25 protein-coding genes are annotated in these 25,265 nt (G+C 68.3%); 17 read left to right on the top strand and 8 right to left on the bottom strand.

Annotation, left to right across the window (positions count from 1 at the left end; translation table 11 throughout):
* Window position 1: 1 nt before the first annotated feature.
* The 5 genes from M1L58_RS06770 to M1L58_RS06750 all read left to right on the top strand — a co-directional run bounded on the left by M1L58_RS06770 (window position 2) and on the right by M1L58_RS06750 (window position 5,708).
* A complete protein-coding gene (locus M1L58_RS06770) occupies window positions 2-1,222 on the top strand; it encodes a PQQ-dependent sugar dehydrogenase (RefSeq protein WP_248658299.1) in 1,221 nt (406 codons plus the stop codon).
* A gap of 3 nt (window positions 1,223-1,225) precedes the next feature.
* The gene (locus M1L58_RS06765) at window positions 1,226-2,044 is read left to right on the top strand and encodes a cyclase family protein (RefSeq protein WP_248658298.1); all 819 of its coding nucleotides are present in this window, start codon (window positions 1,226-1,228) and stop codon (window positions 2,042-2,044) included.
* A gap of 19 nt (window positions 2,045-2,063) precedes the next feature.
* Window positions 2,064-2,966, top strand: coding sequence for an alpha/beta fold hydrolase (locus tag M1L58_RS06760; RefSeq protein WP_248658297.1), 903 nt, complete (start codon window positions 2,064-2,066; stop codon window positions 2,964-2,966).
* Between the two features lie 195 nt (window positions 2,967-3,161).
* Complete coding sequence (locus tag M1L58_RS06755; protein ID WP_006868025.1) at window positions 3,162-4,259, top strand: ferredoxin reductase; 1,098 nt, start codon at window positions 3,162-3,164, stop codon at window positions 4,257-4,259.
* Between the two features lie 42 nt (window positions 4,260-4,301).
* Window positions 4,302-5,708, top strand: a complete 1,407-nt coding sequence (locus tag M1L58_RS06750) for a fatty acid desaturase family protein (RefSeq protein WP_006868026.1) — start codon at window positions 4,302-4,304, stop codon at window positions 5,706-5,708.
* An 8-nt stretch (window positions 5,709-5,716) separates the two neighbouring features.
* Here the strand turns inward: M1L58_RS06750 and M1L58_RS06745 are convergent, their stop codons facing one another.
* A complete protein-coding gene (locus tag M1L58_RS06745; protein ID WP_248658296.1) occupies window positions 5,717-6,334 on the bottom strand; it encodes a hypothetical protein in 618 nt (205 codons plus the stop codon).
* 98 nt (window positions 6,335-6,432) lie between these two features.
* Window positions 6,433-7,125, bottom strand: coding sequence for a DUF6474 family protein (locus M1L58_RS06740; RefSeq protein ID WP_248658295.1), 693 nt, complete (start codon window positions 7,123-7,125; stop codon window positions 6,433-6,435).
* A gap of 116 nt (window positions 7,126-7,241) precedes the next feature.
* Between M1L58_RS06740 and M1L58_RS06735 the strand changes: the two genes are divergently transcribed.
* Entirely contained in the window at window positions 7,242-8,888 is a 1,647-nt protein-coding gene (locus M1L58_RS06735; RefSeq protein WP_248658294.1) for a TM0106 family RecB-like putative nuclease, read from the top strand.
* Window positions 8,889-8,935: 47 nt separating this feature from the next.
* On the opposite strand, the gene M1L58_RS06730 is transcribed toward M1L58_RS06735, so the two are convergent.
* Window positions 8,936-9,880 (bottom strand): hypothetical protein, encoded by a 945-nt coding sequence (locus M1L58_RS06730; protein ID WP_248658293.1) that lies wholly within the window; start codon window positions 9,878-9,880, stop codon window positions 8,936-8,938.
* Window positions 9,881-10,225: 345 nt separating this feature from the next.
* Here M1L58_RS06730 and M1L58_RS06725 point away from each other — a divergent pair, with 345 nt between their 5' ends.
* The 3 genes from M1L58_RS06725 to M1L58_RS06715 all read left to right on the top strand — a co-directional run bounded on the left by M1L58_RS06725 (window position 10,226) and on the right by M1L58_RS06715 (window position 12,699).
* Window positions 10,226-10,801, top strand: a complete 576-nt coding sequence (locus M1L58_RS06725; protein ID WP_040536809.1) for a helix-turn-helix transcriptional regulator — start codon at window positions 10,226-10,228, stop codon at window positions 10,799-10,801.
* Between the two features lie 183 nt (window positions 10,802-10,984).
* The gene (locus M1L58_RS06720) at window positions 10,985-11,497 is read left to right on the top strand and encodes a hypothetical protein (RefSeq protein WP_248658292.1); all 513 of its coding nucleotides are present in this window, start codon (window positions 10,985-10,987) and stop codon (window positions 11,495-11,497) included.
* Window positions 11,488-12,699, top strand: coding sequence for an MAB_1171c family putative transporter (locus tag M1L58_RS06715; RefSeq protein WP_248658291.1), 1,212 nt, complete (start codon window positions 11,488-11,490; stop codon window positions 12,697-12,699). The genes M1L58_RS06720 and M1L58_RS06715 overlap by 10 nt, the downstream gene beginning before the upstream one ends.
* On the opposite strand, the gene M1L58_RS06710 is transcribed toward M1L58_RS06715, so the two are convergent.
* The 3 genes from M1L58_RS06710 to M1L58_RS06700 all read right to left on the bottom strand — a co-directional run bounded on the left by M1L58_RS06710 (window position 12,696) and on the right by M1L58_RS06700 (window position 14,971).
* On the bottom strand, window positions 12,696-13,457 hold the full coding sequence (locus M1L58_RS06710; RefSeq protein WP_006358859.1) for an SDR family NAD(P)-dependent oxidoreductase: 762 nt from the start codon (window positions 13,455-13,457) through the stop codon (window positions 12,696-12,698). The genes M1L58_RS06715 and M1L58_RS06710 overlap by 4 nt on opposite strands.
* Window positions 13,458-13,575: 118 nt before the next feature.
* The gene (locus M1L58_RS06705; protein WP_248658290.1) at window positions 13,576-14,298 is read right to left on the bottom strand and encodes a TMEM165/GDT1 family protein; all 723 of its coding nucleotides are present in this window, start codon (window positions 14,296-14,298) and stop codon (window positions 13,576-13,578) included.
* Between the two features lie 151 nt (window positions 14,299-14,449).
* Window positions 14,450-14,971, bottom strand: a complete 522-nt coding sequence (locus M1L58_RS06700) for a hypothetical protein (RefSeq protein WP_006868036.1) — start codon at window positions 14,969-14,971, stop codon at window positions 14,450-14,452.
* Between the two features lie 178 nt (window positions 14,972-15,149).
* On the opposite strand from M1L58_RS06700, the gene M1L58_RS06695 reads away from it, so the two are divergent.
* Entirely contained in the window at window positions 15,150-17,270 is a 2,121-nt protein-coding gene (locus tag M1L58_RS06695) for an ABC transporter ATP-binding protein (RefSeq protein WP_248658289.1), read from the top strand.
* Entirely contained in the window at window positions 17,267-18,019 is a 753-nt protein-coding gene (locus tag M1L58_RS06690; protein WP_248658288.1) for an energy-coupling factor transporter transmembrane component T family protein, read from the top strand. Before M1L58_RS06695 ends, M1L58_RS06690 begins: the two co-directional genes overlap by 4 nt.
* 60 nt (window positions 18,020-18,079) lie before the next feature.
* Here the strand turns inward: M1L58_RS06690 and M1L58_RS06685 are convergent, their stop codons facing one another.
* A complete protein-coding gene (locus tag M1L58_RS06685; RefSeq protein ID WP_006868039.1) occupies window positions 18,080-18,709 on the bottom strand; it encodes a superoxide dismutase in 630 nt (209 codons plus the stop codon).
* Window positions 18,710-19,190: 481 nt separating this feature from the next.
* Between M1L58_RS06685 and msrA the strand changes: the two genes are divergently transcribed.
* Both msrA and M1L58_RS06675 read left to right on the top strand, forming a co-directional pair.
* Window positions 19,191-19,904: a peptide-methionine (S)-S-oxide reductase MsrA gene (gene msrA / locus M1L58_RS06680; protein WP_248658287.1), complete on the top strand. Its 714-nt coding sequence runs from the start codon at window positions 19,191-19,193 to the stop codon at window positions 19,902-19,904.
* 1 nt (window position 19,905) lies between these two features.
* A complete protein-coding gene (locus M1L58_RS06675) occupies window positions 19,906-20,997 on the top strand; it encodes a winged helix DNA-binding domain-containing protein (RefSeq protein ID WP_248658286.1) in 1,092 nt (363 codons plus the stop codon).
* Here the strand turns inward: M1L58_RS06675 and M1L58_RS06670 are convergent.
* Window positions 20,966-21,733, bottom strand: a complete 768-nt coding sequence (locus M1L58_RS06670) for a VOC family protein (RefSeq protein ID WP_248658285.1) — start codon at window positions 21,731-21,733, stop codon at window positions 20,966-20,968. The genes M1L58_RS06675 and M1L58_RS06670 overlap by 32 nt on opposite strands.
* 99 nt (window positions 21,734-21,832) lie before the next feature.
* Here M1L58_RS06670 and M1L58_RS06665 point away from each other — a divergent pair, with 99 nt between their 5' ends.
* The 4 genes from M1L58_RS06665 (at window position 21,833) to M1L58_RS06650 (ending at window position 25,242) form a co-directional block, all read left to right on the top strand.
* Entirely contained in the window at window positions 21,833-22,696 is an 864-nt protein-coding gene (locus M1L58_RS06665; protein ID WP_248658284.1) for a S49 family peptidase, read from the top strand.
* 391 nt (window positions 22,697-23,087) lie between these two features.
* Window positions 23,088-23,450 carry a rhodanese-like domain-containing protein gene (locus M1L58_RS06660; protein WP_248658283.1) on the top strand — a complete coding sequence of 121 codons (363 nt, stop codon included), beginning with the start codon at window positions 23,088-23,090 and terminating at the stop codon, window positions 23,448-23,450.
* A gap of 110 nt (window positions 23,451-23,560) precedes the next feature.
* A complete protein-coding gene (locus M1L58_RS06655; protein ID WP_248658282.1) occupies window positions 23,561-24,436 on the top strand; it encodes a DUF4328 domain-containing protein in 876 nt (291 codons plus the stop codon).
* Entirely contained in the window at window positions 24,433-25,242 is an 810-nt protein-coding gene (locus M1L58_RS06650) for a glycerophosphodiester phosphodiesterase (RefSeq protein WP_006868046.1), read from the top strand. The genes M1L58_RS06655 and M1L58_RS06650 overlap by 4 nt, the downstream gene beginning before the upstream one ends.
* The last annotated feature ends 23 nt before the right edge of the window (window positions 25,243-25,265 follow it).

The following is a 25,265-nucleotide window of genomic DNA, read 5'->3' as shown; positions in this document are numbered from 1 at the left end:
TGTGACCCCGACACGTCGTGAACACAGGAAGCTCATCCGACCGGCAGCCAGGGGGTTGGCGGCGATAACCGCCTCCGCGGCTGCGATCGCAGGGATGTTCGTCGCCGCCCCGACGGCCCAGGCCGAGGCGCCGCTGCAGGTTTCGACGGTCGCCGACGGCCTGACCATCCCGTGGGGCGTCGTCGTCGCACCGGACGGCACGGTGCTGACCGGGGAGCGTTCGGGGAAGTTCCTCGCCGTGCGTCCCGACGGGAAGCGGGTGAACGTCGCGGCGGACCTGTCGAAGATCTTCGCGGTCAAGGAGGCCGGGCTGATGGGCCTCGCCATCGACCCGCGCTTCTCCGACACCCGGCGCGTGTATTCGTGTCAGGCGGAGTACACGACGCCCGGAGCGTTCACGCTGCCCGGGTCGGTCGCCGACCTCCCGATCCCGGCGCCCCAGACCGGCCAGACCATCAAGGTGGTGTCGTGGCGGGTCAACGCGGACTGGACCCGGATGACCCGGGAACGGACCTTGCTCAGCGGCATCCCGGTCACCTCCTCCGGCCGACACGCAGGGTGCGGTCTGGCCGCCACCGCCGACAGCATCTGGGTCGGCACCGGTGACTCCGCCACCCCGTCGGTTCCCCAGGACCGGAAGTCGCTGGGCGGCAAGGTCTTGCACCTCCGCCTCGACGGCACCCCGGCGCCGGGTAACCCGGACTCGCGCAGCCCCGTGTACAGCCTCGGCCATCGCAACATCCAGGGAGTTGCGGTGGCCCCCGGCTCGGGCCGCGTCTACGTGGCCGAACAGGGGACGAGCCGAGACGACGAGCTGAACCTGGTCGTCGCCGGCGGCAACTATGGCTACAAGCCGGACCGCACGCCGCTGATCTACGACGAGTCCGTGCCCATGACCGACACGCAGCGGGTCCCGGGCGCGATCGGACCGGTGTGGAGTTCGGGCAACTCCACGATCGCGACACCGGGCATCGCCTTCCTGCCCGACACCGGCTGGGGACCCTACAGCGGAGGACTCGTGCTCACCGCACTGAAGGGGAAGCGACTGGTCTTCCTGAAGCTCTCCGACGACGGGCGCCGCGTCGTGTCGAAGACCGAGGCCCTCGAACAGAAGCACGGCCGCCTGCGGAGTGCGGCCATAGCGCCCGACGGATCGCTGGTGCTGACCACGAGCGATGGTGACGGAACCGATCGCATCCTACGGGTGCGCTGGGAGGACTGAGGCGTGTGCGACGAGTCGATCGTGCGTCACGCGCACGAGGAGGCCCAGCGGATGTCGCGGCGCAAGGCGATCCGGGTCGCCGCGGGCGTGGCGACGGGTGTGTCGGCGGCGGCGGTGGCCGCCGGGGTCGGGGTGACGGCCATGGCCCATGCGGCGCCCGGTACGGGGGAAGGTCGGCGGGTAGTCGACCTGACCCACTCGCTGTCCTCGTCGTTCCCGCTGTGGCCCGGCGAGCCGCCCGTCGTGACGGTTCCGACCTCCCGGGTCGGCCCGGGCAATTCGGGCTTCGCCACCAACTGGATGTCCTTCGCCGAGCACAGCGGCACCCACGTCGATGCGCCCGCGCACAAGATCGGGAACGGCATCACCGTCGACCGGATCGACCCGCGCAACCTGGTGGCGCCGCTTGCGGTCATCAGCATCGCGGGGCACGCGCGCAGGAACCCGCGCGCGAGACTGAGCGAACGTGACGTCGCGGACTGGGAGAAGAGCCACGGCCGGATTCCGCGGGGTGCGCTGGTCGCCTTGCACACCGGCTGGGAGCCGCGAACGGGTGGCGCGCACGCGGCCGGTTTCTCCGGTGACGTGGTCGACATGCTCGTCGCCGAGCGCCAGATCGTGGCCATCGGAACCGACACCCTCAGCATCGACATCTTCGACGAGACCGCAGCCCACACCGCGATTCTCGGGGCCGGAAGATATGCGGTCGAGGCCATGGCCGAGCTCGAGGCCGTCCCACCCCTCGGCGCCACGGTGATGGTCGGGGCGCCGAAGTTCGCCAACGGGACCGGAGGCCCCGCCCGCGTCCTGGCCATGGTGTGACGGCGATGGCGGGAGACCGGTGACGACCGAAAGGCTGACCACGTTCCGACGCGGTCCGTACACCTTCGACGTGCTCGACGCCGGTCCGCGCGACGGGAAACCGATCGTGTTGTTGCACGGATTCCCGCAGCGGGCGAGCTCGTGGGATCTCGTCGTTCCTCTGCTGCACGACAAGGGGTTCCGCACGATCGCCCCGGACCAGCGCGGCTACTCGCCCGGGGCGCGACCCACCCGACGCCGGGACTATGTCCAGGGAGAGTTGGTGGCGGACGTGCTGGCGCTGCTCGACGCCGCGGGTGTCGACGATGCGCACGTCGTCGGACACGACTGGGGTTCGGCGGTGGCGTGGACACTCGCGGCCCATCACCCCGACCGGGTGCGGACGTTGACCGCATTGTCGGTTCCGCACCCCGGTGCGTTCCTGCAGGCGATGCCCCGTGGACAGTTCCTCCGGTCTTGGTACATGCTCGCGTTCCAGATCCCGGCGCTGCCCGAGAAGTTGCTCGGGTCGTTGATGACCGTCCGGCCGGATTTCGGTGTGCGCATGGGGCTTCCGGAACCGTTCGCCTCCCGCATCGTTCCGGACGTCGCGGAGTACGGGGCGTTGCCCGGCGCGTTGGGCTGGTATCGGGCGATGCCCATCCCCGACAAGAGGTCGACGCCCCGGCAGGTGCGGGTTCCGACGACGTACCTCTGGGGCGACCGCGACATCGCCCTGGGCAGGGTCGGTGCGCAACTGTCCTCGGGATGGGTCGACGCTCCGTACGACTTCGTCGTCCTGCCGGGTGCCGATCACTGGCTCCCGGAATCCCGGCCGGACGAGGTGGCGGCGGCGATCTGCAGGCGCATCGAGTCGTCGGCTGTCCGACAGGTCCCAGTTGTCGGAGAACGTATCCGGATTGATGCTTCGACCTGGGTTTAGATCCTGATCGCGTAGGTAATCCGGCCGATGTGAACCGATCTGATCGAGTGACCCACCCCGAGGCCCCTGAGGTCGTAGGGTCGGACCCAGATCGCTCGAAGGGTACCCATGGAGCAGCTCGTGGGAACGAAGAGGCAACCGACGACCGCTTGCGAGGTCTCGTGACACGAATCGAATTGCAACAAAGGCTTTTCCGTGGCTGAACGCGGCGCAACACCCAAGGTCTCCCCGCTGCGTCGAGGTTTCCTCGGCGCGATCCGGCACCTGTTCAACCCCCTGCACCCCGACGACTACCTGGAGCTGATCAATCCGCTCTGGACCACTCGGGAGCTGCGCGGGCGGGTCGTCGAAGTACGACCCGAGGGTGCGGACGCGGCAACGGTGTGGATCCAACCGGGCTACGAGTGGCCGGGCCACCAACCGGGACAATACGTGCGTCTCGGCGTGGTCATCGACGGGGTGTTCCATTGGCGCGCTTACTCGTTGACCTCCGACCCCCACCCTCGTGACGGTCTGATCAGCGTGACGCCGAAGCTGGTGGAGGAAGGCAAGGTCTCGCCCTACCTCGTCCGCGGCATCCGCCCGGGGGAGATCGTGCGGCTCGGTGAGATCGAGGGCGTGTTCACGCTGCCCGATCCGCTGCCGGAGAAGATGCTGTTCATCAGTGCGGGCAGCGGTATCACCCCGATCATGAGCATGCTCCGCGACCTCGACCATCGCGATCGGGTCGATGACGTGGTCGCGATCCACTCGGCGCACAGCGACGAGCAGGTGATGTTCAAGTCCGATCTCGAGTCGATGGACGAGCGGCACGACGGATTCGATCTGACGTTGCGCATCACGGGGCGGGACGGCCGGATCAAGGCGACCGACCTCGACGAACTGTGTCCGGACTGGCGTGAACGGCAGGCCATGTGTTCCGGACCCCGCGAGCTCCTGGACAGTCTCGTCGAGCATTTCGAGTCCGAGGGCGTCGGCGATCGAATCCATCTCGAACGTTTCCAGCCAATCATCGGCGGGAACGCGGGTGAGGGTGAAGGGGGCACTGTCCGGTTCACGCGCAGTGACACCGAGGTGACCTGCGAGCCGGGCCAGCCGATCCTCGTCGCCGGCGAAGAGAACGGTCTGGAGCTGAAATTCGGCTGCCGGATCGGGATCTGTCACACCTGCACCGGGGTACTCAAGCAGGGAAGTATCCGGGATCTGCGAACCGGCGAGGTGAGCTCGCCGGAGGGATCGAGCATCCGCATCTGTGTGAACACCGCCGAGGGAGACGTCGACGTCGACCTCTGACCGAAGGTCAACCTCTCCATCACTGACCGAAGGGACCAGAAAATGACAGCCACCGATACCGGACAGCGCGTGACCAGCCCGTTGGCGCACCTCGACCAGGCGACGCTCGACAAGCTCGCCGAGGAATTCGACGCCATCCACGACGAGGTCTACGGCGACCTCGGTGACCGCGACCGGCGCTACATCAAGACCGTGATCGCCACGCAGCGACAACTCGCCGCACTCGGCCGCATCGTTCTCCTCAACTCCCGTTCGAGGGGTGCCTGGGTTGCCGGGACCGCCTGCCTCGGCATGGCCAAGATCCTGGAGAACATGGAGATCGGCCACAACGTGATGCACGGCCAGTGGGATTGGATGAACGATCCCTACATTCACTCATCGGTGTGGGACTGGGACACCGCGTCCACGGCCGAGGCGTGGAAGCACTCCCACAACTACATCCACCACACGTTCACCAACATCCGCGGCTTGGACAAGGATCTCGGTTACGAGATCATGCGCATCGACCCGAACCAGAAGTGGCATCCGGTCTATCTGCTCCAGCCGTTCTACAACGTCCTGCTGACCGCCTTCTTCGAATGGGGGGTCGCGCTGCACGATCTCGACCTCGAGGCGATTCGTCGCGGTGAGAAGCCGATGTCGGAACTGGTCAAGGACCTCAAGGGCATCGCGGGCAAGATGCGCCGTCAGGTCGTGAAGGATTATCTCGGTTGGCCTGCGATCAGCGCAGGGGCATTCCTGCTGAGCCAGGCCGCGACCGGTGGCGCCATCCGGCAGCCGTCGACCTCGCGGATCGGCAATGTGATCCGACGCCGCGCCGGCCGTCGAGGACGAGCCGCTGCGGCGGCAAAGTTCGCCGACCAGGTTCTGCCCGGCGCAGAGAGCACGTTCGTGCGCACCCTGGCCGCGAACTTCACCGCCAACATCATCCGCAATGTGTGGGCGCACGCGATCATCTTCTGTGGTCACTTCCCGGATCAGACCTACACCTTCAGCAAGGAAGAGGTCGAGAACGAGACCCGCGGCGGCTGGTACGTCCGGCAGCTCGTCGGAGCCGCGAACATCGAGGGCAGCCCGCTGTTCCACGTCATCAGCGGCAACCTCGGCTACCAGGTGGAGCACCACCTGTACCCCGACATGCCGAGCACTCGTTACGCAGAGGTCGCCCCGAAGGTGAAAGACATCTGCGAGCGCTACGGATTGCCCTACAACACAGGGCCTTTCGGCCAGCAGTGGGCACAGGTTCACCGGACCATCGCGCGACTGGCCCTGCCCGGCGGCAAGCCACGGCCGAAGCCCGGCGCCTACCACCGGCCGCCTCACTCCAGGGGAGAGCAACAGGGCCCCAGTGAGGCCGCACGGTTCCGCGGACGGCTACCTGCCGACCACCCGAACGCCGGACCCGAGCACGAGTCGGGCGGTGTGCAGGTCTCACCGCCGCCCCGGTAGGACGAGTCTCAGCGCAGGACGCGCCGCAGCACCACGAAGACCAGCGCCGCCACGACCGCCGCCAGCCCCGCGTAAGCGGGGGTGAGGTTGGTCGTCGGCGGCTCGGTCGGCGTGCCGGAGCGCAACTGCGCGAAAGTGGCTCGCGCAGCATCGGATTCGGCGACGACATCGACCGGCGGGTGCGCCGGCGCCGGCGCGGGGGCGGGAGTCGCAGGCGAGGCCTCGGATACCGCCGGAGTCGCCGCGGCGGGCGCTTCGGTGACGGGCGGTGCCGACTTCGGCGGTGCCTTCTTCTCCGGTGCCTTCTTCTCCGGTGCCTTCTTCGCGGGAGCCTTCTTGGCGGGCGCAGCGCTCGCGGCCTTCTTCGCCGGCGCCTTCTTCTGGGCGGCCTTTTTCGCCGGTGCCTTCTTCGCGGCCTTCTTGGCCGGCAACTTGTCGCCGCCGGATTCCGCTGCGGCCTTCTTGGCAGGCGCCTTCTTGGCCGGGGTCTGCTTCGGCGCAGGCTGATCGGGAGCCGGCGCAGGGTCGGTCGCGGCCGACTCCGGGGGAGTGACGGGGAACAGGGTCGGTTCGTCGTTGTTCGCACCGTCGTCGGACGGCGTGACGTTCGGCTCCTGCTCGGTCATACGGCGCTCCCTTGCGTGTGTCCCGGGCGTGCGTGTGTCTCCGGGGTGTGCGCGCAGGGGAGACCCCCGACGCGACGCGTGGAACCCATCTTAGAGGTTCAGGATCGGACGCCGAGCCTCGCGAGAATGTCGGCGTCGATCGCGACGAGTTCGTCGTCGATCGACTGGTGAGCCGTCCGGCGCTGTGCGGCGGACATGCTCTCGGCCGCGCCGACGGCGACGTCCAGGTTGTCCAGACGCCGGGTCATCGCGGCGACGAAGTCCTTGGCGTCGGCGCTGGTGTCCTGCGCGACGACCTTGTCCAGGGCGGTGCGCGTCGTGGCGATCCGCGCGGACAGGGCCGCACCGTGGCCACTGAACTGGCGCAACACTTCTGGCGACACACCTGCGCGACTGGCCTGCAGCGCCGAGAGCTGTGCGCGGCCGGCGACCGCAGCACGGTAGGCGATCGGAACGGCGATGGGAGCCACGAGGCGCGCGACCGTGAGGTAGCGCTTGACGCTGGCCGGGCTGAACACCTTGGCGTCGGCGGCCGCCTTCGCCTCGGCACTGACCTTCTTGGTCTCGGCCTTGACCACCTTCTCCTGGGCCTTCGCCAACTGCTTGGCGGTCTTGCGCTCGGCCTTCAGATCCTTCTGCAGGTACTTGTGCTCGGTCTTGCGACGAGCCTTCTGTTCCTTCCGCCGGTGCTTGGCGTCGAACTTCGCCTCGAGCTTGGCTTTCGTCTTGAGAGCCTTGGCCTCTGCGCGGCGCTGAGCGCGAGACCTACCGTCGGAGGACAACAAACCCATCGAATGACCTTTCGCTGCTGCCGAGTGGACCGCTGCGGGCGTGGTAACAAGTACAAGCATGACACGTGGCCCGCCGGGGCCATGCGTCCGACTGCTCGAGCCGAGAAAGGGATGGCGTGGCCTCTGTGGTGTTGTCGCCGCGCGATCTGGCGGGTTGCGAGCACCGGGTTGCCCTCGACTTCGGTCACGAGGGCCGTCCCGGCACCGAACCCGACCAGCCCGGTGTGCAGCGACGCAAAGAGGCCGCGGCCGACCATCGGGCCGCGGTCCGTGATCTGCTCCGCGGCATCCACAGCGATCAGCCGGGTGCGTTCCTCGCCGTCGATCCGGAGTCGAGGGCCGCGGACCGGGTAGCTGCCACCATGAAGGCCTGCGACGCGGGTGTGGCGTGGATCTGGAATGCGGCGCTGCCCACCGACGTCGAGCACGGGCGTCGCGGCCACGCCGAACTCCTGGTGAGGGTGGGCGACGGTTACGTCCCGGTCATCGTCGTCAATCACCGGATAACCCAACCCGCGAAGACCGCCCCGGATCCGAGCCGTCCGCCGGCGCTGGTCACCAGCCCGCTCTGGGGCTGGGCGCCCACGCCCGACCCGTATCGCACCGCCCGGCCCAACCGGCGCGACGCCCTACGCCTCGCCCAGCTCACCGCGATGCTGGTCGAGATCGGTCGCGCCCCGTCGTCGGAGAGCGGTGACCTGCGCGGCGGCGTGATCGGCGTCGACGCCGACTGCATTGTGGTGCACGACACCGGCGCCATGCTCGACGACTACAACGAGGTCCTGGACCGGCGCCGGGCGATCGCGGCGCAGCAGGTGCCGACCGAACCGCGGCGCGTCGCCGAATGCCGGTCGTGCCCGTGGTGGGTGAAGTGCGGCCCGGAACTGGAGGCCGTCCGCGACGTGTCGCTCGTCGCCACCGGGAACCAGGGCACCGCACTCATCGAGGCGGGCATCACGACGATCGACCAGCTCGCCGCGCACCGCGGGGATCCGCCGGAGAACTGGCCGGGCAGTGCGCGATTCGACGATGCGGTGATCGGTGCGATCGCCTGGCTGACCGGAACCGAACTCGTCCGGCGCCTGGACACCCCGCGGGTGTACCGCGCCGACGTCGAGGTCGACGTCGACATGGAGAGCTACGGCGAGCACGGTGCCTACCTGTGGGGCACGCTGCGCACCGACACCACCGCGCCCGACGAGCCGGTCGTGTACCGGCCGTTCGTCACCTGGGATCCGCTGCCCACGCGCGACGAGGCGAGGTCGTTCGCCGAGTTCTGGGCCTGGCTGACCGCCGAACGGCTCGCCGCCCGGCAGAGCGGGAAGACCTTCGCGGCGTACTGCTACTCACAACAGGCCGAGAACCGTTGGCTGCTGGGCTCGGCCGACCGGTTCGCCGGCGAACCCGGTATCCCGACACGCCGCGAGGTGGAGGCGTTCATCGCCTCCGACGAGTGGGTCGACATCTACGAGGCCGTCGGCGAGAACTTCATCTGCCCCCGCGGCAAGGGTCTGAAACGGGTCGCGCCCGTCGCCGGGTTCGCCTGGCGCGATGACGACGCGAGCGGCGAGGCGTCGATGGAGTGGTACCGCGCCGCGGTCGCGCTGGGCGGTGGACGCCCCGATCTCGGACAGCGCGAGCGCCTGCTGGAGTACAACGAGGACGACGTGCGGGCCACAAAGGTGTTGCGGGAGTGGATCTCCGGGAGTGCCGTCGACGACGTCCCCCACGAACGCGATCTGCTGGCCCGGACCGACTACTGACCTGCCGAGGCGGTGGGATCAGGCCGGGGGGATCAGGCGGGGGACCGTCAGGAACGCAGGGTGCGCAGCGAGTCCAGGAACGATCCGCTGCCGAACAGGGCGACGGCGCCGAGCAACATCAGGCCACCTGGGGCCACACCGACCAGGAACTTCTTGACCCCGGTCAGGATCGTGTCGGGGGACGAATCCGGCAATGCATGAGCTGGACCGTCCGACGGTCCTCGGGGGTTCGGCACCGGCGCGGCGGACTCGTCGGAGTCGGGCGAATCCCCCTCCGGCGATCCGGCATTCGGGGTCTCGCCGACGCGGGGTGCCGATGCTCCGGCGCCTGCGGATGCTCCGGCGGCGGGTGCTGCCGGCGGTGCCGCTGGGGCGGGCGGACCGCTGGGGGCGGCGACGGTCGGGACGGCGTCAGGGGCCGGAGGCTTTCGCTCTCCGTCCCGCGGCGGGGTGGCGGCGCTCGGGGGCAGCGGAGCCGACGGCAGGTTCGGCCGGACGTTCACCGGCGGCGGGGGGATCACGATCCCGGTCGTCGAGGACTCCGTCGACGACCCGGTTGCCGAGGTCTCTGACGTCGCCGAAGTGCCTGAGCTCTCCGATGCGGAGGATTCCGGCGTCGAGCTCCCGGTTCCCGGGCTGCTCGTCGTGGTGGTTCCCGACGGTGTCCCGGTGCCCGACGGGGTGCCGGGACCGTGGTGTCCGTGTCCGTGTCCGTGCCCGTGCCCGTGTCCGTGCCCGTGGTGCCAGGAGCTCCCCGGGTTTCCGGTGCCGGTCGGCGGGGAGACCCCGAAGTCGTCGTCGGAGTCGTCAGCATCGTCGCTGTCGTCAGCATCGTCGTCGGCACTGTGTGCGCCGTAACCGCCCGAGTCGGAATTGCCCGACCCGCTGTTCCCCGGTCCGGAGTCGCCGGAACCGATCGGGGCCGTCGAGGCGATGCCGGGAGCAAGAGCGAGGAACGCGATCATCGCCAGGGCGGCACAGAAAGATGCCACGGATCGACGCCGCCGGCGGCTGTGGCGAGGCGCCGGAATGCGGTGGGTCATCGATCGGCTCCGGGCGTACAGTTGTGTGTGAGGTCCAAGGGGGCGGGACGGGATCTCGACGCCCTCCGGGCGTCGCAGTGAGGTCCCCAGACCATGTGTCGTAAGCAGTCCGACAACGTGTTACCCCCGAAATGTGAAGAACGCCACACTAACGTTCGTTACATCATCACCACAGGTGATACGCATGGCGTGCGACGGTCCGGTACGTTCTGACCGTACCGGTCGTTGCAACGGCCGAGTGCAGCGGGCTTTAATGTTTGCAAATTCAAGTTTCGCATTTCGGAGAAGATGGTCATGACTTCAGGAGGGGCGGAGAAGCCTATGGGCGACACCGGACGCACCGACTCCGATCGTTCGAGAACGAAGGAATCGGATGCACTCGATCCGGGGTTGTTCGCCCGGCGACTTGAGGAGCTTTTTCGGACCGTTCCCGGTCCGAACGGGAGGGCATACAGTGCCAAGGCGATTGCGGCGCGGTCGACGGAGCGGGGGTTCCGTCTGGGTGAGTCGTATCTGAGCCAGTTGCGATCGGGGAAAGCCAAGTCCCCGTCGTTCCGAACCGTCGAGGGAATCGCGGCCGCATTCGGGGTCGACGTGCATTACTTCCTCGAGGATCGGGCCGCGCAGCGCACCCGCGACGAGATCGATCTGATGCGGTTGCAGGCGGACACCAACGTGCAGTTGGCGGCATTCCGCCTTGCGGGACTCTCGAGCGATTCGGTCACCGTGGTGAACGAACTGATCAAGGTACTGCGCGAGCAGCAGGGACTGCCGAAGGATCCGCCGGACGTCATCGCGGCGGGACTCAGCGACGAGAAGCCGTCGGCTGATTCGCGTCTGCGTGTGGTCGGGGAGACGAGCGAGGACTGACCCGGTTCTCGGCCTGACGGTCGAGAACCGCGTCGCACCGGTTGCCGGGCGTCGGACACGAGGATGGGCCGTGGGGTGTCGGCCCAACACCAGTCCGAACCGGTGACCGCCTCGTGGCGTTCTCTTCCGCGCTCGGTGGACACAAATCGCGTGCCCTTGCGGGGTCGTGGTTCGATTGTGCACATGCGTCGATCCGAGCGTGCTCTGCGGGTGCTGTGTCGCACCGCGTTGCGTGGACTCGATCTCGATCTCCCGCTGGACGTCACGCAGTTGTGTGACCGATACGGCGAGCGACGGGGTCGTCCGATCCGGTTGCTGGCCCATCCGTTGCCCGCTGGTGTGCCCAACGGGATCTGGTTGGCGGCCGCCGACGCGGACTACTTCTTCTATCAGGCGAACACCTCGCCGTTGCATCGCGACCAGATCGTCATCCACGAGTTCGGGCATCTCATCGCCGGACATCAGATGCTGGCCGAGGTGTCCGTCGAAGGGCTGGCCGCACTCACACAGGACTCGTCGGACGCGGCACTGCGTCGTACCTGCTACTCCGATGACCGGGAGTGGGAGGCCGAGATGTTGGCGTCGATGATCCTCACCTGGGCCGAGGACGCGAGTACCGGCGTCGGGAGTACTGCTGCGCACGACGAGGTCCGGGGCCTCCAGCGTCTGCTGGGTGGGCACCGCGGATGGCTGTGACCGGGTCGGTCGCCACGGTCGTCGTCCTCGCTCAGGGCGTCGAGGCGGGTATCGGCATCGTCAATGCGCTTGCGGGCGTGGTCTTCGCGATCGCGTTCTGCTGGCGACTGGACCAGATCCGCCGGGCCGGCTGGGGACTCCAACCGCTGGCGATGATGGTCGCGGTCGCATCCTTGACCGTCGCCTTCGTGGTGGTCGACGAGACGGTGGCCTCCACGCTCAACACCTGGGGATTCGAAGGACTGTCGAGGGTGGCGTTCTACGCGCTCCTCGCGATCGGGGTGGCCGCGCTGGTCGTGGTGTTCTTCTTCCCCGACCGGGTGTCCCGCGAACGACGCGCAGGCTGGGAGGCGCTGCCGCTCGTCGCGGCGCTCATCGGTCTCCAGATCACCATGCTGGTGATCCCGGAAGAGATCCGGACCGAGACCATCAGCGAATGGACCGTCCAGAACTGGGGTTTCGCGCTCTTCATGCTGATCGCGAGCGGCTACCTCACATACGGCTTCCTGGCCTGCGTCAACAGTGTCCGGAAGTTCTATGCGACGGCCGACGGGTACCTGCGGGTGTCGCTGGGTCTGCTGATGGCCGGACTCGGGTTCCTGGCGCTCGGCGCGATCGCGCAGATCGTGTTCGTCGCGGTCAGTGCGACCAATGTCGCGAGGTCCCCGTGGCTCGTCACCACCAACCGGGTCCTCGCGATCATCGGGGTCGTGTCGTTCCTGCTCGGCATCAGCTACCCGATGGTCTACTCCAGGGTTCAGACCCTCGTGGCGAACCGGCGCCGTCGTCGACTCGACACCGAACTCCTGCCGTTGTGGCGCCTGGTCACCGGCGCGGTACCGGAGGTCGTCCTCCCCGGCACGGGGCAGCTGTCGCCGACGACGCAGCTCCACCGCCGTGTGGTCGAGACACGTGACGCGTTGACACAGCTCAGCCCGTATCTGCCGCCGGTGTTCGAGTACGCCCAGGCCGACGTGCAGGTTCGGTTGCTGCGCACCGCGGTGGCGGAGATGAGGGCGGCGGCCGACGGGTCCGGAAACAAGATCAGCGGCGCGGTCCGCGACCTCGCCCCCGCCGACGGCGAGGGTCTGGAAGCGGATGCCGCACCGCTGATCAGGTTGTCCGAGGAGCTGATGGCGACCGAGGGTGCCGAGGTGGCGTCCGTCGGTCGCTCAGCCGAGGACCGGGATTCGGGACTCTAGCGCGGAGCCATCCGGATCGCGCCGTCCATACGGATGGTCTCGCCGTTGAGGTAGTTGTGCTCGACGATGAACTCGGCCAGCTGTGCGTACTCGTCGGGCTCGCCGAGACGCTGCGGGAACGGGATGGCCTCGGCCAGGGTCTTCTGGAACTCAGGGGTGACGCCCGCGAGCATCGGGGTGCTGATGGTGCCGGGGGCGATGGTGCAGACGCGCACACCGATCCGGGCGAGGTCGCGGGCCGCCGAGATGGTCATCGCGTGGACGCCGCCCTTCGACGCGGCGTACGCGATCTGACCGATCTGGCCCTCGAAGGCAGCCACCGAGGCGGTGTTGATGATGACGCCGCGCTGGCCGTCACCGTCGATGGTGGACTCCTCCGACATGCGGTTGGCGGCCAGCCGCATCACGTTGAAGGTGCCGACCAGGTTGATGTCGATGACCTTGCGGAAGAGGTCGAGTTCGTGGGGGCCGTTCTTCCCGAGGATGCGTGCGGCCCAGCCGACGCCGGCGCAGTTGACGGCGACACGCAGAGGTGCGCCGGACTCGGCGATCGTGTCGATGGCGCCCTGGACCTGCGCTTCGTCGGTGACGTCGGCGGCGATCAGGGTGACGCCGTCGGTGGGTGCTGCCTTGTCGATCGAGGCCTGCAGGTCGAGGCCGAAGACCTGTGCGCCTGCGGCGGCGAAGCGACGGGCGGTGGCTGCGCCGAGGCCCGATGCCCCGCCGGTGACCAGAACGGAAGCGCCTGAAACGTCCATGGGTGAAGTAGTCCTTTCGCGGTACCGATTGCCGCCGGACCCGTGTCCCGGTAGTGGACGACGTGCACCGGCGCGGGGTGCACGTTCACGATAGTCAGCTGTTGCGGGGTGTCCGCGTTCAGCCCTCGTGTACACCGAGCGAACGCTCGGGAACGGCTGCTTCGGAGTCGGAGTCGGTGCGGAGTCGCCGGTCGCGACGGATGAGGAACGTGCCCACGCCGATGATGACGACGGCCGCGGTGATGGTCGCGGCGATCATCGGGGTCGACGCCCCGGCCAGGCCGGTCGCAGTGAGCCACATCGCGAAACCGAAGAACAGGACGGCCGCACCGATCGCGATGACACGCTCGGGAAGGTGCTTGCCGAGCAGGACGCCCACGCCGATGGCCAGGGCGTCGGCGGCCACCATGCCCACGGTGGAACCGATCCACACGCCGAGCCAGTCGTGGTCGGTGGCCAGGGTGATGGTGGCGAGCATGGTCTTGTCCCCGAGTTCGGCGAGGAAGAAGGCCGACATCACGGCGAGGAACACCGAGGCGCCGACTCGCGTCGCGCGGTTCTGGTCCTCGTCGTCGAGGCGGTCGCCGTAGATCGTCCACAGGCCGAAGACGAGCATGGCGAGGCCGGCCAGGACCGACATGAGATCGGTCGGCAGCGACATCCCGAGGAAATGTCCGAAGAACACCGAGGCGGCGTGGACCGCGGTGGTGGCGACGGTGATGGCGAGGAGGACGACCCACCAGCGGTACCGCAGGGCGTAGGTCATCGCCATCAGCTGTGACTTGTCGCCCAGTTCGGCGACGAAGATCACGCCGAAACTCAGGAGCAGGGCAGCAATCACGAACGCCAGGTTAGTGAGCCCTAACTGGCGAACGCAACTCGTCAGTAACCCGTATCTGTGCAGGTCGGGGGCACAAAACCTAAAGTTCGGTGACCCTGATCCAGACGTGTGGGCGACCCTGGGAGAACGCCTTCGCCGAGGCCTCGGGGCCCTAAGCTGCGAGAAGCATGGCGAGCACCGCGGTGTCCGGGTCGGCGTTGGGGTCGATGCCCACCTCGTTGCGGAGGTTCACCACCGTCCCGTCGGCCTCCGCCTCGGCCCAGCCGGCCCGGTGCTCGAGCCCGAGCTCGGGGAGCCCCGGCAGCAACACACATCCCGACGCGACCTCGGAACACTCCGGCAGCGACGGACGGGTCTGCGACGGCGGATGCAGCATGACGAGCGCCGGGGGATTGTTCAGGAACTTGCCGGCCTCGACGAAGCTGTCGTCGACGACGTTTCCGATCGCGACCATCATCCCGACCGTGTCCTCGCCCCCGTGCGGCGGACGTTGCTCGACGACGCCGAAGATCGTCGTGGTCGGGAGGAAGCCGGGCCGGCACGCGATCCGCACCGAACCGACGAGGGTCTGCGTCCACTCGAGAGTGGACTCCGGCCAGCGGCCCGAGATGAGGATTCCGTTCAGCGTGCCCTCATGCTGGAACGGGGTGAGTCCGATCGGAATCGACTGCATCGTGTCCTACCTCCAATCCGGGTGGGAGACCTGGTCATTGGGACCCAGGACCGCCGAAGATCACCCGTGTGAAAAGAATCCACCGCAGGGACGAAACGGACAAGCCGAACCACGTTCTTGTGACGGTTCGTTTACATGCGATCAACCGACGGCTCCGGGACCCAGGCACACTGGACCGGTGAAGAACTCGCCCCCGTTGCGTCCGATGGAGTTCGCGTCCGTCGCGATCTTCGGCGGCCTGACCGTCGCCGCGGTGGTCATCGCCTCGGTCATCCCGCTGGCGCAGGCGGCCGGGCTACTCGCCCCGGTTCCTCTTGCCCTCATCGCGGCCCGTACGCGGCCGCGTGCACTGCTCACCGCCACGGTGGCGACCACGGCGGTCGCGTTCGCGATGGCGGGGACCGGCGCCATGGCCACCGTGCTCGGTTCGGCGCTGATCGGCGGGATCGTCGGCGACCTCAAGCGCCGCCGCCGCGGGCTCGGGGCGCTCGGACTGGCCACGCTGGTGGCCTCGCCGCTCCTCGGTGGGGTCTCCGTCCTGATCCTCTGGGTCCTGGTGCCCCTGCGTGAGCTGACCATCGAGGCGATGACGAACTCCCTCCACGGCGTCGCGAAGTGGCTGCGCGGGTGGGGGCCCACCGATGCCGTGGCCGACGCACTCGACTCGATGAGCCGCAGCATCGCCGGCCACTGGTGGGCGTGGATCTGGATCTCCGGAACGGTCGGCACCGCGATCTCGCTGCTCGCCGCCTGGTGGATTCTCGGCGGTGTGATCGCGCGACTGCGCGACGTGCCCAGCGAGGACACACTCACCTCCGACGGGCCGGCGTCCACCGCAACCGAAGTCGCGCCGCTGCCGATCGTCGCCGAACGTGTCGGCTTCGCCTACAACCCGGACGCGAAACCGGTTCTCCACGGCATCGATCTGCGCATCGAGCCCGGTGAGTTCGTGGCGGTCGTCGGCGCCAACGGTTCGGGTAAGTCGACACTCGCGAAGATCCTGGCCGGCCGTGCCCCGACCACCGGCGTCGTACACCGCCCGGGTCTCGCCGGGCTCGGCGTACACGGCGGCACCGCGCTCGTCCTGCAGCGCCCGGAGATCCAGATGCTCGGTTCCCGCGTCGCCGACGATGTGGTGTGGGGTCTGCCGCCGGATGCCGACGTCGACGTGGAGGCGCTCCTCGCCGAGGTCGGCCTGACCGGTCTCGGCGACCGCGAGACCACCGATCTGTCCGGCGGGCAGCAGCAGCGCCTGGCGATCGCTGCGGCCCTCGCCCGCGATCCACAGCTCCTCATCGCCGACGAGGTCACCTCGATGGTCGACCCGGAGGGCCGCGGGCAGCTCCTGCATCTGCTGGCGACGCTACCGGCCCGACGCGGGATCGCGGTCGTGCTGATCACCCATCGCGGCAGCGAGGCCGCGGCCGCCGACCGCGTCATCCACCTCGAGGCTGGCCGGGTGGTTCCGCATCCGCCGCACTGGATGCCGGATCCCCACCTCGACCTCGACCATGCTTCGCCGACCGCATCGTCGACGTCCCTCGCGGCACCGGGGCCGCACATCGGCGGGCCGCTGCTGGTGCTCGACCACGTGGGATATGCGCACCTACCCGGGTCGCCCTGGGAGGTCGTGGCCCTCACCGACGTCACGCTCACCGTGTATCGCGGGGAGGGGTTGCTCATCGTCGGCGGCAACGGGTCGGGCAAGACGACCCTCGCCTGGATCATGGCGGGCCTCCTGTCGCCGCGCACCGGAACGTGTCACCTACTCGACACCGCCGGAAAGTTCACTCCCGCAGCCGGTTACGACGCCGGGGAGCCGGTCACCGAGCATGTCGGCGCGGTCGGTCTGGGTTTCCAGCACGCGCGCCTGCAGCTGCAGAAGGTCACCGTCGCCGACGAGATCATGGCGGCCGGCGGCGAGAAGGTCGGGACCGCCGAGGTCGCCCGCGTTCTCGAACTGGTCGGTCTGCCCCGGCAGATGGCGGCCGGCAAGGTCGATTCCCTGTCGGGCGGCCAGATGCGTCGCGTCGTGCTCGCCGGCCTCATCGCCCGCAACCCCGACATGCTGGTGCTCGACGAGCCGCTCGCCGGTCTCGACCCGTTGGCCCGAGAGGAGATCGTCGCGCTGCTCGCACGCCTGCGTGCCGAGGGCATGACCATCGTGATCATCTCGCACGACTTCGAATCGCTGGACTCGGTGTGCACCCGCCGCGTCCGGCTCGTCGACGGGCAGTTGCTGCCCGACACCCATCAGAACGTTGATCAGCCGTCCGGCTGGGACGGAGGTGCCCTATGACCATGCGCACGGTTCCGTTGCGGCAGGTCCCCGGCGATTCCTTCGTCCACCGGTTGTGGGCGGGAACCAAGCTGGTGATCGTGCTGATCCTCGGCATCATGACCTGGGTGCTGCCGTCGTGGCCGGCGTTGGGGATGGTGGCCGCGATCGTCGTCCTCACCGCGCTGATCGCCGGGATCCCGTTGGGCGCCATCCCCCGTCCGCCCTGGTGGTTCTGGGGGTTGATCGGTATCGGCGTCGCCTTCAACGTCTCGTTCGCCGGCCTGCACGGCGGGCTCGTGTTCCTCCGGGCGGTGACCCTCGCGCTCGTCCTGGTGGCGAGTTCGATCCTCGTCATCTGGACCACCCCGATGGCCGACGTCGCGCCTGCGATCGCACGGTTGATGCGACCCCTCCGGCGGCTACGTCTGCCCGTCGACGAATGGGCCGTCGCAATCGCGTTGTGCCTGAGAGGGCTTCCGATGCTGATCGAGGAGCTGCGCATGCTGCGCGCCGCGCACAAGCTGCGGCCGACGGCCAAGGGCCGCAGCGATCATCCGTCGGCGGAGATGGGGATCATGGATCTCATCACGGCCGCCATGTCATCGGCGCTGCGTCGTAGCGCGGAGATGGCCGAGGCGATCACCGCCCGCGGCGGCACCGGTCGTCTCACCGCTCATCCGGCCCGGCCGGGACGCGCAGATCTGCTGGCGCTCATCGTGATCGCTCTCGCCTGCGGGGTGGCCGTCGCGGTGACGCTGGTCTTCTGACAATAAACGGCGCCGGCCACCCGAAGGTGACCGGCGCCGTTGGTGTCTGGCGAAAGAGGATCAGGCAGGCACGACGAGGCCGCTGCCCTGGGTCTTCGCGCGACCGTAACGCTCACCGGCGTCGGCCCAGTTGACCACGTTCCACCAAGCCTTGACGTAGTCCGGCTTGACGTTCTGGTAGTCGAGGTAGAAGGCGTGCTCCCACATGTCGAGCATGACGACCGGGATGATCGCGGCGGGGATGTTGCCGCTCTGGTCGGTCAGCTGCAGGATGACCAGCTTGCCACCGATGGTGTCGTAGCCCAGGATCGCCCAGCCCGAACCCTGCAGGGTGGTGGCAGCGGCGGTGAAGTGGGCCTTGAACTTGTCGAAGCCACCGAACTGCTCGGTGATCGCGGCCGCGAGATCACCCTCGGGCTCGCCACCGCCGTTGGGCGACAGGTTCTTCCAGAAGATCGAGTGGTTGGTGTGGCCGCCCAGGTGGAAGGACAGGGTCGCCGACAGTCCGTAGACCTTTCCGGCGATGCTCTCGTCCTCGCGGGCCGCGGCCAGCTTCTCCAGGGTGTCGTTGGCGCCCTTGACGTAGGTCGCGTGGTGCTTGCTGTGGTGGAGCTCCATGATCCTGCCGGAGATGTGCGGCTCCAGTGCCGCGTAGTCGTAATCCAGATCCGGCAAGGTGTATTCAGCCACGATGTTCCTCTCTGAGGTGCTTTCGTATTCCCTGTTCACACGTGGGTCCGCCGATTGTGTCGGCGCCACGCGGATGTTTCCACCCTTCCCCACACCCTGGGTGATTGCAACAAACAGGCCCGAAGAAATATCAAGTGCGGTTGAAGATCACAGGCTCAGATCAGAGCGAGTGCAACGATCACGGCCAACAGGGCGACGATGCTCAACGCGATGGTGCGGCAGCTTCTCGCGACGTCGTAGTTGGCGCGCGGTGCGCCGCGAGGAGTCCGGAGGGAACCTCGATAGTCTCCGGTCGCGTGCGTCGCCATTGTCGCCCTTCATCAGCGGATCGGCTCAGCATCCCGGTGTCGTCAGCCCGAGGGCCGCAGCGACGTGACGGGAGTCACATGCCAGGATGTGACCGCCATCATAAACAGACTGGGTCGGTTGACTCAACTCGGGAACTCAGGAGACGGCCAGGCGGCGCGCGTAGACTCGGCGCATGTCTTGGCTCGACCAGCTCTTCGCCGCCAGTTCGCACAAGCAGGAACTCATCGCGGCCGATTCCGCACTACCCGGACGCGACACCGAGATCACGGTCCCCGGAGTCCATCTGGTCCTGCAGACCCCCATGCGTGGTCGGCCGGAGGCCGACGGTTCCTACGCCAACGGCGGTGTCGGCACCTTCGACGACGGCCTGTCCGCGGTGATCCTGGCGGGTGGCTGCTTCTGGGGGATCGAGGAGATCTTCTGGCAGGTCCCGGGTGTGTACACCACGGCGGTCGGGTATGCGGGCGGCCACACGCCCAACCCGACCTACGAGGAGACCTGCACCGCGCGCACCGGTCACACCGAGTCGACGCTCGTCGTCTTCGACCCGGCGGTCATCGACCTCGAGGGAATCCTCAAGATCTTCTGGGAGTCGCACGATCCGACCCAGGAGATGCGTCAGGGCAATGACATCGGTACCCAGTACCGGTCGGCGGTCTACACCCTCTCCGACGACGACGCCGCGACCGTCGAGGGGTCGGCGGCAAAGTTCCAGACCGCGCTCGATGCCGCCGGTGTCGGGTCGATCGCCACCGAGATCAAGCCGCTCGCCGCCGCGGGCGACGGACACTTCTACTACGCCGAGGATCTGCACCAGCAGTACCTGGCGAAGAACCCGCACGGTTACCGCTGCCACGCGGCGACCGGGATCAGCTACCCCGCCTGAGGTGTCCGAGCCGATCACCCTGCGGCAGTGGAATCGCACGCTGCTGTCCCGCCAGCACCTTTTGGAACGCGTCGACGAGGACGCGATCGAGGTGCTCGACCGGTGTGTTGGACTGCAATCCCAGGACCCGCGTGCGGCCTTCTTCGGATTGTGGTCCCGTATAGCAGGATTCGACGCGGCCGAACTCGACGACCTCCTCACCGAGCGCGAGGTCGTGCGGATCGCGCTGCTGCGTTCCACGGTGTTTCTCATCGACGCCGAGGACGCCCGGTGGATACGTCCGCTCGCCGAGCCGATCCTCCGGCGTGAGATCGCCGAAGCGCACGTCCCGAGGCTGGTCGACGCCGATCCGTCGCGGGTGATCGCCGACGCCGCCGAACTCCTGGCCGGCCGTGAACTCTCCGGCGCCGACCTGGGGAAGCAACTGGCGCTGCGGCATCCGGCGGAGAACCCGTCCACGCTCACCGGGATCGCCCGCTGCGGACTCCCGCTCGTCCAGGTTCCGCCGCGCGGGCTCTGGCGGGGCCGCGCGGCGCCCACCTACCGGTTGTTCGACGAATGGGTCGGTCCGGGCGAACCGGCGGTCGCGGGCGAGGACGCGCGAGCGGACCTGATCCGCCTGTACCTGCGCGGCTTCGGGCCGGCCACCGTCAAGGCCATCCAGACCTGGGCGGGCATGACCGGACTCAAGGCGCTCGTCGAGAAGATGGAGGCCGACTGGGAACTCGTCCGGCTGACCGGTCCGCACGGCGAGATCCTCTACGACATCGACGGACTCGGCCTCGCCGACGCAGACGCTCCCGCTCCGGCCCGGCTCGTGGCGCCGTTCGACCACGTCATCGCGGTCTCGGCCGACCGCGCCCGGGTCGCCGACCCGGAGTTGTTCCGCCGCACCGTGACACCCAACGGCCGGTCGCCCGGTTTCGTGTTCGCCGACGGATTCCTCGCCGGCACATGGCATCTCGACGCCGAGGCCGGGATACGGATCGAAATGCTGCGTGAGGTCTCGAAAGCCGAGGAGCGGGAGATCGACGCCGAGGCGGAGAGGCTGCGCGAATTCCTCAGTCGCCCGTCCGGGGATTACGCGAGGTGATGCAGTACGGGCGTCCCACCGGGTCGGCCATCGTCGTCCAGTGCGGGTAGTGCTCGATCGCGCGGGCGCCCCAGCCCTCGTGTCGTGCGACCTCGTCGGGGACCGAGTTGGTCGCGAGGTCGAGGTGCCCGGTCGCCGGTGACGAGCCGTCGGGCTTGGTGCCGTCCGGGTCGGACTGTCTGCGCTGCAACAGGATTCCGATGGTGATCGCGGGGTCGCGGCGCAGCGCCACGAGTTCGGGCCGGGAGCCGGGCGGTTTGAGCGGCCATCCGGTCAGCTCCGTCCAGAACGCGACCTCGGCGTCGAAGTCGGCTGCGGGGATGTCGATGCACAACTGATCGATGATGCTGATGGCGTCACCGGGCCAGCGGATCGGCCGGGACCGTGTGGACTCGCCCTCCCACGGCACCAGACAGAACACGAAACCGGCGGGCGAACGGAGGACGAGGTGGGTGCCGGCGTCGTCGCTGAGCGTCGCGCCCAGTCCCACGGCTTCCTCGGCTGCGGCATGCGGGTCGTCGGTGTGGATGTCGAGGTGGACGCCGCCTGGACCGTCGTCGACCCGTTGCACCCGGAGGTGGGGGTCACCGTGGAACGGTTCGAGGGAGGCGAACTCGCGGTGTTCGCCGCGGGGCGGCGACACGGTGCTGCCCGCGATCGCGCGCCAGAAGGTCACTTCGGCACCGAACTCGTCGGCTGGGAAATCGAGGAATGCGCTGAGCCACCTGACCTGCACGCGGGAGAGTCTACGGTGCGAGTGCACCCGGTGTGCTGCGGAATGCGCAGGCGCCCCACTTGAAACGGCAAGCGGTTGTCCGCCATTAGACTCGGGCAGATGACTGCAGGACCGCTGGCGGCGGTGGGCAAGAAGTTCGCGAAGTCGCGTGCCGAGCACGTCGCGGTGGTCCGACTCGACGGCCCGATCGGCGCGGCCGGCATGGGCAAGCACGGGCTGACCACCGACACGGTCGAGCCGGTGCTCAAGCGGGCGTTCGCCACCGACCGGCTCAAGGCCGTCGTCGTCGTGATCAACTCACCCGGTGGTTCGCCGGCGCAGTCGGAGTACATCGCCGAGCGCATCCGGCAGCTGTCCGCGGAGAAGGGCGTACCGGTCCTGGCGTTCTGTGAGGACGTCGCGGCGTCCGGCGGCTACTGGGTCGCGTGCGCGGCGGACGAGATCTTCGCCGCCCACACCTCGGTCGTCGGTTCCATCGGGGTGGTGTCCTCGGGGTTCGGCTTCTCGGCCCTGCTCGACCGGTTCGGCGTTCAGCGTCGTCTGTACGCCACCGGGGAGAACAAGGCCCGGCTCGACACCTTCTCCCCGGAGGTCGCCGAGGACGTCGAATGGCTCAAGGGTCTCCAGGGGCAGCTCCACGAGGCGTTCATCGCATGGGTCCGGCAGCGTCGGGGCAAGAAGCTGACGGCATCCGACGAGGAGCTCTTCAACGGCGATGTGTGGGTCGGGCGCCGGGCGGCCGAACTCGGCCTGGTCGACGGCATCGGCGTCATGCGGTCGGTGGTCGCCGAGCGGTATCCCGACGCCGAGATCACGGTCATCGAGGCACCCAAGCCGTTGCTCGCACGTCTGGTCGGCAATCAGATGTCGGTCTCCGGTCTGGCCGAGGGGCTCACGTCGGGCGTGATTGCCGCGATCGACCGCGCCCCCGCGGTGCGGACCGGGTTTCTACACCGTGACTGACGGGTAATACCAGACCCAGTTCGGGGGGATTCCCCAAGGGTTTGTCCCCACGTTATCCACAGGTGTGTGCACTGGAAAGAAAATGCTCCACCGGTCGACCCCTGCAGTTTCGTGAATTTCCTACGCGCACATCGGTCTAAACGAGTGATCGCAGTCACATCGACAGGGGCTTTGGCCAGGGTTTTTCCACAGTTTCCACAGCCTCATCCCCAGGTTGACGGTGAGGTGTTGGATTGTGGACAGCTGTCTGTTCGCCGCATGTGGATAAAATTATGATGATCAGCATAGGTCGCTTTGGGCGGTCTGTACGATTCAGAATGTGAGCTTCACAACACTGCTGAGAATGGCCGTGCAGGTGACGTGACGCCCGCGGGGCCTCGACTGTGCCACCATGGAAATCGTGACCATGGGCGACATCACGCAGGTGCCGGTGACCGATTTGCCGGACGACTTCACTCAGACGGCCGACGCGGTGATGCTCGACGTCCGTGAGGACGACGAGTGGGCGAACGGACACATCCGCGGCGCCGTCCACATCCCGATGGCCGAGATACCAGGACGACTCGGCGAACTCGACCCCGACGCCGACCTGTACGTGGTGTGTCATTCGAGTGGGCGCTCGATGCGGGTGCTGCAGTACCTCGCGCAGGTCGGGTACGACGGGATCTGCGTGCGCGGCGGAATGCTCGCATGGCAGGAACACGGCAAGCCCATGGAGTTCGGCACCGGGGACGGCGGGGGCGACGCCCACTGATGATCGACCTCTGTCCGCGGTGCCGTATCCAGGCGCCGCACCGCCCCGGGCGCGAGCACTGTCCTCGCTGTGGCGGCCCGCTGAGCGTCGTCGACGACGCCGCTCGTGCGATGTCCGCACCCGCGCGCCCCGCGCCGCCCCGAACGGCGCCGACCGGCCGGCTGTACCGCGGTCGGAACGTCCGCTGGGTTGCGCGGCGTCCTCCCGAGGCCATCCCCAGCCGCCGCGGACCGTCGGGCCCGCGCGGCCCGCGTCTCATCCCGCGCTACGTCTACATCCCCACCTGGGGTCTACACGACGAGCCGGTGGCCGCCGACGCGACGCACGACCGGATCGACTCGTCACGGGCACGCCTGCTGTTCGCACTCGTGGTGGCCGGTACGGCGCTCGCGGCGTCGGCGGTCATCCATCTGGTCCGCTACGTCCTGCTGGCCGTCAACCGCACCCAGCCGCTCCCGGAACCGCTGATCGTGGTCTCCGACTGGTTGATCGTGTTCGCGGGTGTGGCGGCCTTCCTTGCCTACGTCTGGGCGACCCTCGCGTTCACCCGCTGGGTGATGGACCTGCGGGCCGGTACCTATGAGGAAGCCCGGCTCCTCGACCCGAGGCGTCCCCTGTGGGTGGCGGTGCTGGTGGGGGTCCCGCTGGTGAACCTGGTCGGTGCGCCGCTCGTGATCGGCGAGGTCGTGGCCCTGCCCGTGGCCCACGATCCGTCCCTCGATGCCGAACTCGTCGGCCGCCGCGTCCGCCGGCTGTGGGTCGCGTGGGTGGTCGTCACCGTCACCGCCGTCCTGGCGCTGATCGCCCGTGCCGTCGCGTGGGGATCGGACTCGGTGCAGACCGGGGCCAACGCGCTCACCATGGTGATCCTCAGCGCGGCCGTCTCGGCCGCCTTCGCCTTCTGGATGGCACGCCGCGTGCCGGTGCTGTTCGACGCCGCCACGGCGGTCCCGGTCCCGAAGAGAAGGTGGGTGGCGGTCGGATGAACTCAGGTGTGAACGTGGGCGCGGCCGAGAAGGTGTCGCGCTCGGGTAAGCCCGCGGTGGTCGCGCACCGCGGCGCCTCCGGGGACCGTCCGGAACACACCCTGGCCGCATATGAACTCGCACTCGCGCAGGGTGCGGACGGACTGGAGTGCGATGTCCGGCTCACCGCCGATCACGAACTCGTCTGCGTGCACGACCGGACCGTCGACCGCACCTCGAACGGTTCCGGCATCGTCAGCGAGATGACGCTGGCCCAGCTCCGCGAACTCGACTTCGGAAGTTGGCATTCCGCGGGCGATCCCGCGTCGATCCTGACGCTGCGCGAGCTGCTCACGCTCACCTTGGATTGGCGCCGGCCGGTCCGGTTGTTCATCGAGACCAAGCATCCGGTGCGGTTCGGCAGTCTCGTCGAGCAGAAGCTCCTCGAGATCCTCCACGAGTTCGGCGTCGCCACCCCGCCGTCGGCCGATCACAGTCGCGCCGTGGTCATCTCGTTCTCCTCCGCCGGCGTCTGGCGTATCCGCCGCCATGCCCCGATGCTCCCGACCATCTTGCTGGGCGACACCGCTCGCGTACTTGGTGGCAGTGCGGCGACCGCCGTCGGGGCCACCGGGATCGGTCCCTCGGTGATGACCCTGCGCCAGTACCCGGATCTCGTCGACCGCGCCGCCGCGGCCGGGCGCGTGACGTACTGCTGGACCGTCGACGAACTGGTGGACGTCCAGCTCTGCGCCGACCTCGGGGTGCGCTGGCTGGCCACCAACCATCCGGCCAAGGTCCGCGACTGGCTGGTGACCGTCGACTGAGCGCGGCTCTACACCTGCCCAGG

This window comes from Gordonia sp. C13, from assembly GCF_023218005.1.
Lineage (GTDB): Bacteria > Actinomycetota > Actinomycetes > Mycobacteriales > Mycobacteriaceae > Gordonia > Gordonia namibiensis.
Note: the sequence above shows the minus strand (reverse complement) of the source record. Positions and strands in the feature narration are given on the sequence as shown.